12 protein-coding genes are annotated in these 14,250 nt (G+C 46.4%); 5 read left to right on the top strand and 7 right to left on the bottom strand.

Annotation, left to right across the window (positions count from 1 at the left end; all coding sequences use genetic code 11):
* Positions 1 to 33 precede the first annotated feature (33 nt).
* The 3 genes from gltP to nagB all read right to left on the bottom strand — a co-directional run bounded on the left by gltP (position 34) and on the right by nagB (position 4,088).
* On the bottom strand, positions 34 to 1,278 hold the full coding sequence (gene gltP, locus M1D94_RS19900) for a glutamate-aspartate/proton symporter GltP (protein ID WP_014478694.1): 1,245 nt from the start codon (positions 1,276 to 1,278) through the stop codon (positions 34 to 36).
* 144 nt (positions 1,279 to 1,422) lie between these two features.
* Entirely contained in the window at positions 1,423 to 3,318 is a 1,896-nt protein-coding gene (gene ptsG / locus M1D94_RS19895) for a glucose-specific PTS transporter subunit IIBC (protein ID WP_125121486.1), read from the bottom strand.
* 20 nt (positions 3,319 to 3,338) lie between these two features.
* Positions 3,339 to 4,088 carry a glucosamine-6-phosphate deaminase gene (nagB, locus tag M1D94_RS19890; RefSeq protein ID WP_159376625.1) on the bottom strand — a complete coding sequence of 250 codons (750 nt, stop codon included), beginning with the start codon at positions 4,086 to 4,088 and terminating at the stop codon, positions 3,339 to 3,341.
* A gap of 218 nt (positions 4,089 to 4,306) precedes the next feature.
* Here nagB and gamR point away from each other — a divergent pair, with 218 nt between their 5' ends.
* From gamR to M1D94_RS19875, 3 genes are all read left to right on the top strand, one after another.
* The gene (gene gamR, locus M1D94_RS19885) at positions 4,307 to 5,014 is read left to right on the top strand and encodes a transcriptional regulator GamR (RefSeq protein WP_003234841.1); all 708 of its coding nucleotides are present in this window, start codon (positions 4,307 to 4,309) and stop codon (positions 5,012 to 5,014) included.
* 33 nt (positions 5,015 to 5,047) lie between these two features.
* The gene (locus tag M1D94_RS19880) at positions 5,048 to 5,323 is read left to right on the top strand and encodes a DUF1648 domain-containing protein (RefSeq protein ID WP_153257209.1); all 276 of its coding nucleotides are present in this window, start codon (positions 5,048 to 5,050) and stop codon (positions 5,321 to 5,323) included.
* A 210-nt stretch (positions 5,324 to 5,533) separates the two neighbouring features.
* Positions 5,534 to 6,604 carry a branched-chain amino acid aminotransferase gene (locus M1D94_RS19875; protein WP_019712566.1) on the top strand — a complete coding sequence of 357 codons (1,071 nt, stop codon included), beginning with the start codon at positions 5,534 to 5,536 and terminating at the stop codon, positions 6,602 to 6,604.
* A 36-nt stretch (positions 6,605 to 6,640) separates the two neighbouring features.
* Here the strand turns inward: M1D94_RS19875 and mmuP are convergent, their stop codons facing one another.
* From mmuP to M1D94_RS19855, 4 genes are all read right to left on the bottom strand, one after another.
* Positions 6,641 to 8,053 (bottom strand): S-methylmethionine permease, encoded by a 1,413-nt coding sequence (mmuP, locus tag M1D94_RS19870; RefSeq protein ID WP_456270322.1) that lies wholly within the window; start codon positions 8,051 to 8,053, stop codon positions 6,641 to 6,643.
* Between the two features lie 120 nt (positions 8,054 to 8,173).
* Entirely contained in the window at positions 8,174 to 9,121 is a 948-nt protein-coding gene (gene mmuM / locus M1D94_RS19865; RefSeq protein ID WP_041850655.1) for a homocysteine S-methyltransferase, read from the bottom strand.
* A gap of 128 nt (positions 9,122 to 9,249) precedes the next feature.
* Positions 9,250 to 10,686, bottom strand: coding sequence for an alanine/glycine:cation symporter family protein (locus M1D94_RS19860; RefSeq protein ID WP_032722877.1), 1,437 nt, complete (start codon positions 10,684 to 10,686; stop codon positions 9,250 to 9,252).
* Between the two features lie 22 nt (positions 10,687 to 10,708).
* The gene (locus M1D94_RS19855; protein ID WP_128992359.1) at positions 10,709 to 11,692 is read right to left on the bottom strand and encodes a glutaminase; all 984 of its coding nucleotides are present in this window, start codon (positions 11,690 to 11,692) and stop codon (positions 10,709 to 10,711) included.
* Between the two features lie 301 nt (positions 11,693 to 11,993).
* On the opposite strand from M1D94_RS19855, the gene glnK reads away from it, so the two are divergent.
* On the top strand, positions 11,994 to 13,226 hold the full coding sequence (gene glnK / locus M1D94_RS19850; RefSeq protein ID WP_080276614.1) for a two-component system sensor histidine kinase GlnK: 1,233 nt from the start codon (positions 11,994 to 11,996) through the stop codon (positions 13,224 to 13,226).
* Positions 13,227 to 13,236: 10 nt separating this feature from the next.
* Positions 13,237 to 14,181, top strand: a complete 945-nt coding sequence (gene glnL / locus M1D94_RS19845) for a glutamine utilization two-component system response regulator GlnL (protein WP_326210756.1) — start codon at positions 13,237 to 13,239, stop codon at positions 14,179 to 14,181.
* Positions 14,182 to 14,250 lie beyond the last annotated feature (69 nt).

Genomic DNA, 14,250 nt, shown 5'->3' with positions numbered 1-14,250 from the left:
AAAAGAACACCTCGGATTGAGGTGTTCTTTTTTCTATATGCTTTCGGTTTGGCTGTTTGCGGAAACCCATTCTTTTTGGCGGAAGGCCTTTTCCCATTTTGATACCACGATACAGGCGATCGCATGTCCCGGTACGTTCACGCCTGTTCTCGCCATGTCCATGACGCGGTCAACACCCGCGATAATGGCAACGCCTTCAGCCGGCAGACCTACAGCATTGGCAGTCGCCAGAAGAACTACAAGCGATCCTGAGGGTACAGCTGCAATGCCTTTACTGGTCATCACAAGCACAAGCATCATGAGCAGCTGCTGGGACAATGTCATGTCTACTTGAAAGGCCTGTGCGAGAAAGATACAAGAAACCGATAAATATAAGCTGGAGCCGTCACAGTTCAATGACAAGCCGGAGGGAACGACAAATGATACCACTCGTTTGGGACAGCCGTATTTCTCCATTCTATCCATCAGCTGAGGGAGAATGGTTTCAGTGCTGGTGGTGGAAAATGCAATTAAAAACAGATCCCATATCATTTTCAATACTTCGAAATACTTAATCTGAAAGATGAGACCGACAAGCGGAAAGAGGACAAAGAGGATCAGGAACAGGCCAAGGAATACGGTGCCAACCAGCTTAAACATAGGGAGGAGGAGTTCAATGCCATATTGGCCCACAGAAGCTGCCATCAGGGCTAACACGCCGATAGGAGCAGTGACCATGACGATTTGTGTGAGCTTGAACATAATCTGAGCTGTAGATTCAAAAAACTTCATTACTGGTTCAGAAGCTTTGCCGATACCAGCTGCGGCGACACCAAATAAAATGGCGAAGAAAATAACAGCAAGCAAATCATTTCTGGCCATGACATCAATAATGTTTGTAGGGATAATATCCAGGACCATTTGCTTGAAATCAACAACTTTGTCTGTGTAGCCGGAAAGTTCATGAATATCTTTTTTTGCCAAATGGGAGAGGTCAAGCCCGACACCTGGTTTTAAGACATTCGCTAATAAAAGTCCAAGCCCTAATACCAACGTTGTAATCACTTCGAACCAAATGATCGTCTTGATGCCGAGACTGCCCATTTTTTTCATGCTTCCGCTTCCTGCGGCTCCAATGACAATGGTAGAAAATACAATCGGCACAACAATCATTTTAATCAGGCGGATAAATCCATCTCCGACAGGCCTCAGTGCCATCCCGAAATCAGGAAAAAAGTGGCCGATCACCGCGCCGACAGCCAAAGCGATTAAAATTTGAAACGCGATTAATTTTTTCAAATGAATCCCCCTTTAGAACGATAGAATGTAGGCATATTCATATCATTCGTGATTCAAATGCAAACACCTTTTTTCAAGTTATTTTATTTTGATAGCGCTTTCATTATGTTGGCGAAAAAGTCCCCCGCCGCAGGGGGGACTTTTTTACTTCATTTGAATGTGCTTTAGATCTTCTTCAGAGGTATTTGTGAAAATAACCGGTGTTATGGCTGAATCGGCATGCTGCTTGATGTAATTGAGATCAAAGGTGAGAAGCAGTTCGCCTTGTTTGACGGCTTGTCCGCTTGTGACATGTGCTTCAAAGCCTTCCCCATTCAGTTTGACGGTATCGATGCCGACATGAATCAGGATTTCAGTGCCGCCGGCGCTCATAAAGCCGATGGCGTGTTTTGTCGGAAAAATCGAGACGATCTCGCCGTCCGCAGGGGCAACGACTTTTCCTTCTGATGGTATAATCGCAAATCCCTCGCCCATCATTTTTTCTGAAAAGACTTGATCAGGCACATCCCCTAAAGAGACTGTTTCTCCTTTAATCGGATAAATAAAGGTCTCATCGGAATCGGGCTTCAGCGGTTTGTCAGTTACCGTGTCCAGCGCGGCGGCGGTGGCAGGGACGCCTCCGGCCATGATTGTTTTGATGTCGTCTTTTAAGGCATCGGACTTGGTTCCGAATATTGCCTGGAAGTTGTTGTTGACCTCCAGCACACCTACTGCACCAAGCCGTTTTAATTCATCCTTGCTGACTTGGCTTGGCTGATGAACGGTCACACGAAGCCTTGTGATACATGCATCCAGGTTAGCGATATTTTGCTGTCCGCCCAAGGCCTGCAGCACGTGAAAGGCAAGCTGGTCTTTTGCAACTGGAGCTTTCTCCTCATTCTGACCGTCTTCATCTGTCTCACGGCCGGGCGTTTTCAAATTCCATTTCAGAATCGCAAATCGGAACAAATAATAATAAATGAAAGCAAACACGATCCCGACAGGAATGACAACCCAGCCGTTTGTAGACAGTCCGTAGTTCAAGACGTAGTCAATTCCGCCGCCTGAGAACGTATAGCCGTGGCGGACATGGAATAAATCACAAACGACAAAGATGACGCCGGCAAGAATAGAGTTAATCAAATAGAGCACGGGCGCAACGAACAAGAAAGAAAACTCAACCGGTTCTGTAATTCCGGTCAGCATAGATGTGAGCGCCGCAGAAATCATCACGCCGGAGATCATTTTTTTCTTTTCCGGACGCGCGGTATGGATAATGGCAAGAGCAACGGCCGGCAGACAGAAAATCATGTAAGGGAAATCCCCCATCATAAAGCGCCCGGCTGTCGGGTCTCCCGCGAAAAACCTTGTCAGGTCGCCGGTTACGGTGTTGCCTGTTGATGGGTCTGTGTATTCTCCCATCATAAAATAGAAAGGCGTATAAAAAATATGATGCAGGCCAAAAGGAATCAGCAAACGATAGATCGTTGCATAAAAGAACAGGCCGACTGTTGAATCGGCAATTAAACTGCTTGCTGCGTTAATTCCGTTTTGGATCAGCGGCCAAACGAATGAGAAAATGACGCCGATCACCAATGAACTGACGGAAGTAATGATCGGGACAAAGCGTTTTCCAGAGAAAAATCCAAGGACCGGATGCAGCTCGATTGATGAAAATCGCTTATATAAATAGGCGGCGAGAAGCCCGATAATGATTCCTCCGAAAACCCCCATATCAATCAGGTGCTCGGCTCCTTCATACGGAGGCTGAAGGCCGAGTAATTTTCCCATATTGTCGAGGGTGACGGTTAAAATTAAGTATCCGATGACAGCGGCAAGTCCGGCTACACCTTCTCCGCCAGCTAATCCGATCGCGACCCCCACGGCGAAAATCAGCGGGAGATTATCGAATACAACGCCGCCCGCATCCTTTATAATAGGGATGTTCAGTAAGTCCTTGTCTCCGAAACGGAGCAAAAGACCTGCTGCCGGCAGGACGGCAACCGGAGTCATCAACGCGCGGCCAAGCTGCTGCAGAATTTGAAATGCCTTTTTAAACATGACAGTCTCCTTTTATTGTGTTATGAGAATGATGCACTCTTTAATTTTTGAGCTGCTTTATAATCGGCGATAACGGTTACATGATTGTGTTTTTGAAGAATGGAGGCTGGTACTTCTGTCGTGACAGGATCTTCAGCCATCTTTTGAATGGCGTCTGCTTTTTCCTCGCCGCTTGCTAAAAGCACAATATGTTTGCTGAATTCCATGATGGTTTTAATGCCCATTGAAATCGCGAGTCTCGGCACCAGCACCGGATCGCCGCCGAAGAATCTGGCATTTGCCTGTATCGTGCTTTCCGAGAGCTTCACAACACGTGTCCGGTCTTCAAAATCAGATCCCGGTTCATTAAAACCGATATGGCCATTGGCGCCGATGCCGAGAATTTGGACATCAATGCCTCCCGCTTGGCGGATGAGATCCTCGTATACTTTGCATTCCGCCTCAAGCTGCGGGTTGTCTCCTTGCGGGATATGAATATGATCAGGCTGCATATTGATATGCTGAAATAGATGCTCATGCATAAAGTGGTTATAACTTTGCGGATGAGATGGAGAGAGACCAGCGTATTCATCCAAATTAAATGTAGTAACCTTTGAAAAATCAATTTTGCCTGCCTGATAGTCTGAAATCAACTGCTTATACAAGCCGACCGGTGTGCTCCCTGTTGCCAGACCGAGAACGGCATCTTTCTTAGCTTGTATTTGTTCTTTAATAATGGCAGCGCTTAACTTACAGAGTTCTTCGTAGTGCTCGGCGATCAGAATCTTCATGTGACACCCCCTCAAAGAGATAGACAAGCACCTTATTTGTTATGACCAATTTATGATACTTGTCATTACGAATTTAGCACCGCCCTTATCAAACTGTCAATATTAATTTCTGAAAATTTGTTATAAAAGAAGGATACAAATCTTTCATATTGGGATGGCAAATGGTATTATGGTCTCAATGAAAAAGAACGGATTGCATACAGAATGGGGAGAATGAAATGACAGCTTTATATTCTGTTATCAAGTTTAAGATCATTGAGTTAATTAAATCGGGCAAATATCAGGCGAATGATCAGCTGCCGACGGAGAGTGAGTTTTGCGAACAATATGATGTCAGCAGAACAACTGTGAGACTGGCTCTGCAGCAGCTAGAGCTTGAGGGATATATTAAAAGAATTCAAGGAAAAGGGACATTTGTATCGGCGGCAAAAATACAAACGCCGATTCCGCATAAGATTACGAGCTTTGCAGAACAAATGAGAGGCCTTCGTTCTGAATCAAAAGTGCTTGAGCTTGTGGTGATTCCTGCCGATCACTCCATTGCCGAGCTTTTGAAAATGAAAGAGAATGAACCTGTCAACAAGCTTGTCAGAGTCAGATACGCCGAGGGGGAACCTTTGCAGTATCATACCTCATATATTCCCTGGAAGGCGGCACCGGGGCTGGCGCAGGAGGAATGCACCGGCTCGCTGTTTGAATTGTTAAGGACAAAATACAATATTGAAATCAGCAGGGGCACGGAATCGATCGAACCGATTTTAACGGATGAAACGATCAGCGGCCACTTATTAACCAATGTCGGAGCGCCTGCGTTTTTATCAGAATCCCTTACCTATGATAAAAATGAAGAAGTGGTGGAATATGCGCAAATTATTACCAGGGGAGACCGAACGAAATTCACCGTAGAACAGTCATATCATTCATAAAGCAATGTGTTTTAAGAAGGGAATGGTGGTTCTATGTTTTTATTGACGAATGGAAAAGTGCTGTGGGGAGCAGTGATTGCTGCATTCATCCTTTCAATTGTATTTTACCCTTCTCTGCCGACGCAGATGCCGATTCATTATGATGTTGCGAACAGTCCGAATCTGACGGTTAACAAGCTGGCGGGGACTGTGATGCTGCCTATTTTGATGGTGGTGTTTGCATGGGCGCGGAAGATCAATTGGCAATTAGTGTTCGCAGTGTATATTTTGCTGATTTGCCACATTGTCGTCCTTTGTTTAGCGGTCTAAATCAAACAGCCAGAATAAAAACTGGCTGTTTTTCTTTAATTTCAGCTTCATCTGACAATGAATGTGGTGTATAATAGCTGATGATCCTAAAGAATATTCTGAAATTTATAGGTGTGAAGCGGCGTATGATTAAAGGAAAGGCTGTATACTTTTTGCAGCTTTAAAAAGACTGAATATTTAAACAATTATGTGAAAGGTGTGCTGATTAGATTGAATAAGCTTATTGAACGAGAAAAAACTGTATATTATAAGGAAAAGCCCGACCCGTCTTCCTTGGGGTTTGGACAATATTTTACCGATTATATGTTTGTGATGGACTACGAAGAGGGGATTGGATGGCATCATCCGAGAATTGCGCCGTACGCACCGCTTACGCTTGATCCGTCTTCATCTGTTTTTCATTACGGCCAGGCTGTTTTTGAAGGGTTAAAAGCATACAGAACAGAGGATGGCAGGGTGCTCCTGTTCCGTCCGGATCAAAATATCAAACGGCTGAACAGATCGTGTGAGCGCATGAGCATGCCCCCTTTAGACGAAGAGCTGGTGCTTGAGGCATTGACGCAATTAGTTGAACTTGAGAAAGATTGGGTTCCAAAGAAAAAAGGAACGTCACTGTATATTCGTCCTTTTGTCATTGCCACAGAACCGAGTCTCGGTGTGAAGGCATCCAGGAGCTATACATTTATGATCGTGCTTTCGCCTGTCGGCTCCTATTATGGCGACGATCAGCTGAAGCCGGTTAGAATCTATGTCGAAGATGAGTATGTGCGGGCGGTCAACGGAGGAGTCGGGTTTGCAAAAACGGCTGGAAACTATGCCGCCAGTCTTCAGGCACAGCGGAAAGCGAATGAACTGGGCTATGACCAGGTACTGTGGCTGGACGCCATCGAAAAGAAATATGTGGAAGAAGTAGGGAGCATGAACATCTTTTTCGTCATAAACGGGGAAGCTGTCACACCTGCTTTAAGCGGAAGCATTTTAAGCGGGGTTACACGTGCGTCTGCGATTGAATTGATTCGAAGCTGGGGCATTCCGGTTCGTGAAGAGAGAATATCGATTGATGAGGTGTATGCGGCCTCTGCACGCGGAGAATTGACAGAGGTCTTTGGCACAGGCACGGCAGCCGTCGTTACGCCTGTCGGTGAACTCAATATTCATGGAAAAACGGTGATTGTAGGCGACGGGCAAATCGGGGACCTCTCGAAAAAGCTGTATGAAACGATAACAGATATTCAGCTTGGCAAGGTGAAGGGCCCGTTTAACTGGACAGTGGAAGTGTGAAAACTGAAAAAGAACCTGCCCGGAGGCAGGTTCTTTTTATTTTGAATGAGTCATATCAGCAGCCGGCTGGCTTTTGCGGTTTTTTACATAATATATTGCATAGCAAATGGCCATAAATGGAACGCCGCAATAGAGTGCGATTCTTTGATTCGGATCAAAGGCAATGCCAACAACGGAAGCCAGGCATAACAGGAACGCGGCAATCGGCACGAACGGATACAAAGGGGTTCTGTATTTCAAATCAGTAACCTTGTTTCCCGCTTCGATATAACGTTTTCTGAACATGAATTGAGAAGCAGCGATACCCATCCACACGACAACGACGGCAAAACCGGAAATCGACACGAGCACAACGTATACAGTGTCTGGCGCAAATACGCTGGACAGCAACGACAGAATGCCGCCGATCATGCTGAACACCAGCGCGTTAAAAGGGGTTCCTTTTGACGTCAGCTTTGCAAATGTCGGATGAAGCGTTTTTTCTTTTGATAAAGACCACAGCATCCGGGAAGAAGCGTAGAGTCCGGAATTAGCCGCTGACAGGATCGCTGTTAGGATAACAAAGTTCATGATATCGGCTGCGTATGGTACACCGACTCTGTCAAAGACAGCGACAAACGGGCTTTTGATGACACCTGCATCTTGAATCGGAATCAGCCCTGACAGCACAAAAATTGTTCCGACAAAGAAGAGTGAGAGACGCCAGACCGTTGTTTTAATCGCTTTTGGTATCGTCTTGTCAGGATCAACGCTTTCACCGGCTGCGATTCCGATTAGTTCCGTTCCCGAAAAGGCAAAATTAACGGACAGCATCGTCATCAAAATCGGGACAAATCCATTTGGAAAAAGCCCGCCTTCCGCGGTGAAGTTGGACAGCATCGGAGCGGCTTCTCCGCCTTTGATCGGAATGATGCCGAACATGGCAGAGCCGCCTAAAAGAATAAATAATACAATGGCTAATACTTTGATGCTGGAAAACCAAAATTCTGATTCAGCGAAAAACTTGACCGAAAATGCGTTAAGCAAGAAAATGAACAGCGCAAAGACGGCACTCCACATCCAAACCGATGTATGGGGGAACCAGCGCTGCATTAACAGGCCGGCTGCTGTGAATTCTGATCCCAATGCCACGGTCCATGTCAGCCAATACAGCCAAGCGACCGTAAATCCGGTGCCCGGCCCTATGTATTTGGCTGCATAGGTGTGAAAGGCGCCGGTCACAGGCATGGCGACTGACAGCTCACCGAGGCATAGCATGACCAGATAGACGATGCTTGCCCCGACTAAGTAGGCGAGTATCGTTCCGGCCGGGCCTGCTTGCTGAATGGTATAACCTGAGCTTAAAAACAGCCCGGTTCCGATGACACCTCCCAAGGAAAGCATAAAGAGGTGCCGGCTTTTCATACTTCTCTGAAAGGTTGTCTCATTCTTGTTGTGGGCAGAGTTCATCTTTTTCCAACTTTCTATCAGCGATTTATTTCCTTCCTAATAAAAAATCTCATGTCAGAAAGTGACACGAGACTCCGGCGAACCGGCTTTAAGTTAGAATATACAAACTATTCCGATAAGTCAAGTTGTTTTTAAAGAGCGGGCCCAAGCCGCAATTTCTTGAATATTTTCGGGTTTTGTCCGGCAGCAGCCGCCAATCAGCCTCGCTCCTTTTTCATGCCAGGTGCGGGCGCTCGCCCCGTAAGATTCTGCGCATGCTGCGCCGTTCCACGTTTTTGTTTCCGGATCATATTGCTCACCTGAATTCGGGTAGACAATGATCGGTTTTGACGTGTTCTTTTTTAACTCCTCTATCAAGGAAGGGATATGCTGAAGCGGCGTGCAGTTGATGCCGAGTGCTGCAATTTGGCGGTGTCCATCAAGCCACGATGCACAGTCAGCTGCAGGTGTTCCGTCACTGATATGCAGGCCGTCTTTAGCGCTGAAGCTGATCCATGCATACGTTTCAGGAAATTCCTTCAATAGCCGAACAATCGCTTTGGCTTCAGTCAGACACGGAATCGTTTCGCATGCCAAAACATCAGCTCCGGCTTCAATCAGTGCCTTCATCCGGGGGCGATGAAATTCAATCAGTTCATCTTCTGATATTGCGTAGTTGCCGCGATACTCAGACCCGTCTGCAAGATAAGCGCCATAAGGGCCTACAGAAGCCGCAATGATCGGTTTTGGCCGATTCAAACGGTTCTCTTCAAGCGACCAAAATTCATCACGTGCTTCAGTTGCGATGCTGACGGACAACTCGATGAGCCGGCGTGCTTCCGCTTCGCTCAGCCCGCGTGCGGCAAAGCCTTCAAATGTAGACTGATAGCTGGCAGTGATTGCACAATCGGCGCCTGCCGCGAAATAATCAGTATGTACTTGTTTAATCAGATTTGGCTCTTCCATCAGGATTTTTGCCGACCACAGACTGTCATTCAAATTACAGCCCTTGCGTTCAAGCTCGGTCGCCATGGCGCCGTCTAGCACAATAAGCGGGTATGTATCTAATATGTGTTGGATAGGATTCATAGAATGTACCGATGCCTTCTTTCAGATTTTTTTGAAAAAGATATGAAAATCGTAATGGAGGCTTACGTGTTTGTCAATAAACGCAAAAAGAGAAAGGTGTTCAGCCCATATGTCTGAACACCCTTTTCTTATGATATTTGTTTGTTGTGCGTGTCAGTCTTTGTGTCTGAAACCGGCCAGCACTCAATGCCATTATGGTTTTTGAGCACATCTTTATAAAAGACCGGATCCTTGCCTGCTTTCTTCTGGCGTGTATAGTCTTTCAGCGCCGTAAAAACGACCTTTGATAGTAAGAAAATCGCGATTAAATTCACGACGACCATCAAACCCATGAACAAATCAGCAAGATCCCAGACGAGCTGGACTTTGGCAACACAGCCAAACACGATCATTGCCAGCACGCCGATACGGTAGACAAAAATCAGTTTTTTGCTTTTGTTCAAAAAGCCGATATTGGTTTCGCCATAATAATAGTTTCCAATTAGAGCACAGAATCCGAATAACAAAATCAGAATCGCGAGAAAGCCTGATGCCCATGATCCGACATGGGAGCTGAGGGAGGCTTGTGTCAAGGCGATTCCGCTCAGACCCGGAGTATGATAGGCATCCGAAAATAGGATGATAAAGGCGGTGCTTGTACAAATGACCAGTGTATCTGTCAGTACACCAAAAGCTTGGATCAGCCCCTGTTTGACGGGATGGCTTGTTGTGGCGGTGGCAGCGGCATTCGGTGCGCTTCCCATTCCCGCTTCGTTTGAAAAGATTCCCCGTCTGACGCCTTGCATGAGTGCCGCGCCCAAAGCCCCGCCGGCGGCCTGATCAAAACCAAACGCATTTTTCACGATTAGCGCAAGCACACCTGGCAGCTGCGTAATGTTGGTGAAAATAACGAAAAACGCAACTCCGATATACAGGACAGCCAATACGACGACAATGGATTCAGCCAGCTTTGCAATGCGCTTGACTCCGCCAAAAATAATCGTGCCGAATACAGCAATTAAAATGAGTCCCAATGTCAGGCGGTTTGTGCCAAACGCGTTTTCAAAGGCAAGGCTGACCGTATTGGATTGAACCGAGTTGAAGACGATACCGAACGATAAGGTGATTAACACAGCGAACAGCGCGCCCATCCACCTTTTGTTCAGCCCTTTTTCCATGTAATACGCAGGCCCGCCGCGGAAGCCGTTTACATCCTTTACTTTATAAATCTGAGCCAGTGTGCTTTCCACAAAGCTCGATGCTGATCCGATAATGGCGATAATCCACATCCAGAAGATTGCACCGGGCCCGCCGAGTGCAATGGCGATAGCAATGCCCGTAATATTTCCCGTTCCGACACGGGCTGCCATGCTGATGCAAAAGGCTTGAAACGGAGAAATGCTGTTTTTCGACCGGGAAGCAGCACCTTCTCTTAATACCCTGACCATTTCTTTCAGCATGCGAACCTGTAAAAACTTAAGCCTGAACGTAAAATAGATTCCCAGAGAAAGGAGCAAAACAATTAATAGCTTTGACCACAAAAGATCATTTGCAATACCGACGATATGTTCCAGGATTTGCTGCATACAATCACCTCTTTTTTCATGTTTAAAAAATGCTGAGCTCCCACTCCTGCGCCATATGCTTCAGCAGCATACCGCCAGTGAGGCTGTTGCCGTATTCATCAATGGCAGGCCCGTAAATGCCGATGCCGCATCCGGATTGAAAAGGCTGTTCTCTTCTGGCGCTTGGAGGCACCAGCGCCATGATGCCGCCGGAGACGCCGCTTTTGGCCGGCACGCCAACAAACGCCGCATATTTGCCTGAAGCGTTGTACATGCCGCACGTCAGCATTAATGCCTTGGCCAATTTTGCCACATCTTTTGGAATCACCTGCTCGCGTCGAATCGGATGATACCCGTCATGAGCAAGGATCAGGCCGATCAACGCAATGTCCTCTGTGGTGCTCTCCATAGCGCATTGCTTCAAGTACACCTCAAGTGTTTCTTCTACTTCAGCTTCTAAAAAGTTTGTTTCTTTTAAATAGTAGGCCAGCGCTCTGTTGCGGTGGGCGGTTTCCCATTCAGAACGGAATACTTCCTCATGAATTCTCGGCCGTTTTCCTATCAAAGTTTCCATCACCGAGTAAAGAAACTCGAGCTTTTCGTATGCCGATTCTCCGGGAAGAATCGAAGCGATGGTGAGGGCACCCGCGTTGATCATGGGATTGAAGGGCTTTCCCGGCTTGTTGATTTCGAGCCGAATTATTGAATTAAAGGCGTCACCTGTCGGCTCGACATCTACGCGGTCAAGCACATAGGGAATGCCGCGGCTCATGCAGGCGGCAATAAAGCTAATCACTTTTGAAATGCTTTGCAGGGTAAAAGAGACGTTCCAGTCGCCGGCGTGTATCATCGTTCCATCAGGCTCCAATACACAGATGCCGAGCTGTGAATCATTGACTTTTCCTAAAGCGGGGATATAGTTTGCGCTTTGTCCATTGGCGGCAAAAGGGCGATAGTATTCAACCCAATCATGAAGCTGTAACGCCGTGTTTATGTCTTTCTGGTGCTCTTTTATCAATTCTTTCATCGAATTCCTCCTCACTGATTTTTTTCTTAAAGGACTGAGGTGTATCAAAACGAAGGCTAAGGGGGCGTTAAACGCTTTCATAATAGCGGAAGGTATAATTACTGTATAATGGAGACTACAGAATCATACAAAATACGACAAAAACATTTTGAAAATAAGCAGTAAGATTTATAAAAACCTCATGTTCTGGGTCAAAAGCAATTTGCAGGTTTTCTCCCGATTCCCCAAAATTAAAAGCGAGGATGTGATCAACATAAAACTGGAACGGTTTATTGAAAAAGACGGATATATATTGGCCCTCATGCTGATTACGGTGCCGCTGGCCGGTGAACTGAAATTTTATCCCCTCAATGAAGAATTCCGGGTCAGCTTTGGGGCACCGGTTTTTTTCTTCTTTTTATCATTGTTGCGGCATGTGCCCGCTGTGCTGCCGGGCTTTCTGACTGGAGCGGCTGTTTTCATCTTTCGCGTCTTTCTGGAATTATGGGGCGGAGGACACAATGGACTGACTCCGATTCTGTATGATCAAGCGTCTGGCTTTTTCTTTTATATGACTTACGCCTGTCTGTTTTCCATATTAAAGGCCAATCGTTTCCGTGAACGGCCGATTATGCTCGGTTTCATTGGGTTTATGATTGAAGTTGTGTCAGATTGTGTCGAGCTGGCTGTGCAATTTCTCATTTTTCATACGGTTGTCACGCCTGAGAAAATCACTGACATTGCGGTGATTGCGATTTCTCACACATTTATTGTGATGAGCTTTTATAGTGTGCTGAAGCTGTATGAAACACAATCGAGAGAAAAACAGACAAGGCAGCAGCACGAGCACATGCTGATGATCGTTTCCAATTTATATGAAGAAACGGTGCACCTAAAAAAGACATTGAAAACGACAGAGAAAGTGACAAACGATTCGTATCAGCTCTATCGGGAAATGAAGGGCAAGGATGTTCAGCTGAGCGGCAGAATCCTGAGACTGGCCGGAGAGATTCATGAAGTGAAAAAGGACAACCAGCGGATATTCGCAGGGCTTTCAAAACTGATTTCGAATGAGAGTTTGAGAGATTATATGAGGGCTTCTGATTTGCTGCAGCTCGTGATTCGAATGAATGAAAAGTACGCTGAAGCACTAGGGAAGCAGATTGATTTTTACTGCTCGATCGAGGGAGAGCATGACGAATATCACGTATTTATCGTGCTTTCGATCATTAATAATCTAGCAGCAAATGCGGTAGAGGCTATGGATGAAGAGGGAATGGTCAGCCTGAGGCTCCGTAAGCCAAATGAGAGTATGGTAGAATTCCAGGTGGAAGACAATGGCCCCGGGATTTCCGAGAAAATCGGAGACATTGTGTTTGACCCGGGCTTTACTTCAAAATATGACGAATTTGGCACGCCTTCTACAGGTATCGGACTTTCCTACGTAAAGGAAATCGTGACTGAGCTAGAAGGGGATATCACGTTTGATAATCAGCAGCGGGGAGTGGTGTTTGCCATCAGGCTGCCTGTCCGGCATTTGATTCAGAAAGGGTGAACCGAAAGCTATGCGTTTTTTTATTGCAGATGATGACCGTGCAGTGCGGTCAATTTTAAGGCAGATTATTGAGGACGAAGATCTCGGGGAAGCTGTTGGTGAAGCAGACGACGGAAGCCAAGTGGAAGGGCATATGCTGCAATTTAAGCAGATTGATATTTTATTAATCGATCTGTTAATGCCCGGAAGAGACGGCATTGAGACGATTCGTCAGATCCAGAATACGTACTCCGGCAAAATCGTAATGATCTCTCAAGTGGAGGCGAAGGAAATGGTCGGGGAAGCGTACTCGCTCGGCATCGAATATTTTATCCATAAGCCGATTAACCGAATTGAAATTGTCACGGTTCTCCAAAAGGTGAAGGAGCGGATCGAGCTTGAACACTCGATTGGAGCCATTCAGCATTCTCTAAGCCGGCTTGTCAATCGGACTGAACGGAAAGCGCGTCCCCAGCAGAAGAGTGACAGCGGTTTAAAAGAGGCAGGAACATTCCTGTTGTCCGAGCTGGGCATGATGGGAGAAGGCGGCGCACATGATCTCATGGCGGTCCTGCAGTATTTAGCAGAACACGAGCAATCCGAGCCGCACGAAAAACAAAGCCCTTCGCTAAAACAAATATTCACCCAAGTAGCGGTACGGAAGCTGGGAGCAGGGGCCTCACAGACGGAAGTCAATCGCGAAATGAAAGCCTCGGAGCAGCGTATCCGCAGAGCGATTATTCATTCGCTGCACCATTTTGCTTCATTGGGCACAACTGATTTTTCGAATCCAAAATTTGAAACCTATGCATCGAAATTCTTTGATTTTCCGGTTGTCAGCCAGAAAATGAAAGAACTCCAATCCAAGGATGCAAAACCCCTTGCACCTGCTAGAATAAATATGAAAAAATTCATCCACGTGTTTTTTTTGGAAGCAAAGCTTTTGCATGAGACGATGAAACAAAGAAGGATATAAACTAAACAGCCGGCTGACCAGGCTGTTTTTTTGCTGCGCAGAATCCCGGCCGGACAGTGATTTTCCGCT

It is taken from the genome of Bacillus sp. JZ109 (assembly GCF_053903135.1).
This window is presented reverse-complemented; position numbering and strand designations above follow the sequence as displayed.

Coding starts and splice junctions, on each gene's coding strand:
- glnL (WP_326210756.1), top strand. CDS start 13,237: ATGCGTTTTTTTATTGCAGATGATGACCGTGCAGTGCGGTCAATTTTA.
- ptsG (WP_125121486.1), bottom strand. CDS start 3,318: ATGTTTAAAAAGGCATTTCAAATTCTGCAGCAGCTTGGCCGCGCGTTG.
- gamR (WP_003234841.1), top strand. CDS start 4,307: ATGACAGCTTTATATTCTGTTATCAAGTTTAAGATCATTGAGTTAATT.
- M1D94_RS19860 (WP_032722877.1), bottom strand. CDS start 10,686: ATGCAGCAAATCCTGGAACATATCGTCGGTATTGCAAATGATCTTTTG.
- mmuP (WP_456270322.1), bottom strand. CDS start 8,053: ATGAACTCTGCCCACAACAAGAATGAGACAACCTTTCAGAGAAGTATG.
- mmuM (WP_041850655.1), bottom strand. CDS start 9,121: ATGAATCCTATCCAACACATATTAGATACATACCCGCTTATTGTGCTA.
- glnK (WP_080276614.1), top strand. CDS start 11,994: ATGCTGATTACGGTGCCGCTGGCCGGTGAACTGAAATTTTATCCCCTC.
- M1D94_RS19855 (WP_128992359.1), bottom strand. CDS start 11,692: ATGAAAGAATTGATAAAAGAGCACCAGAAAGACATAAACACGGCGTTA.
- nagB (WP_159376625.1), bottom strand. CDS start 4,088: ATGAAGATTCTGATCGCCGAGCACTACGAAGAACTCTGTAAGTTAAGC.
- M1D94_RS19880 (WP_153257209.1), top strand. CDS start 5,048: ATGTTTTTATTGACGAATGGAAAAGTGCTGTGGGGAGCAGTGATTGCT.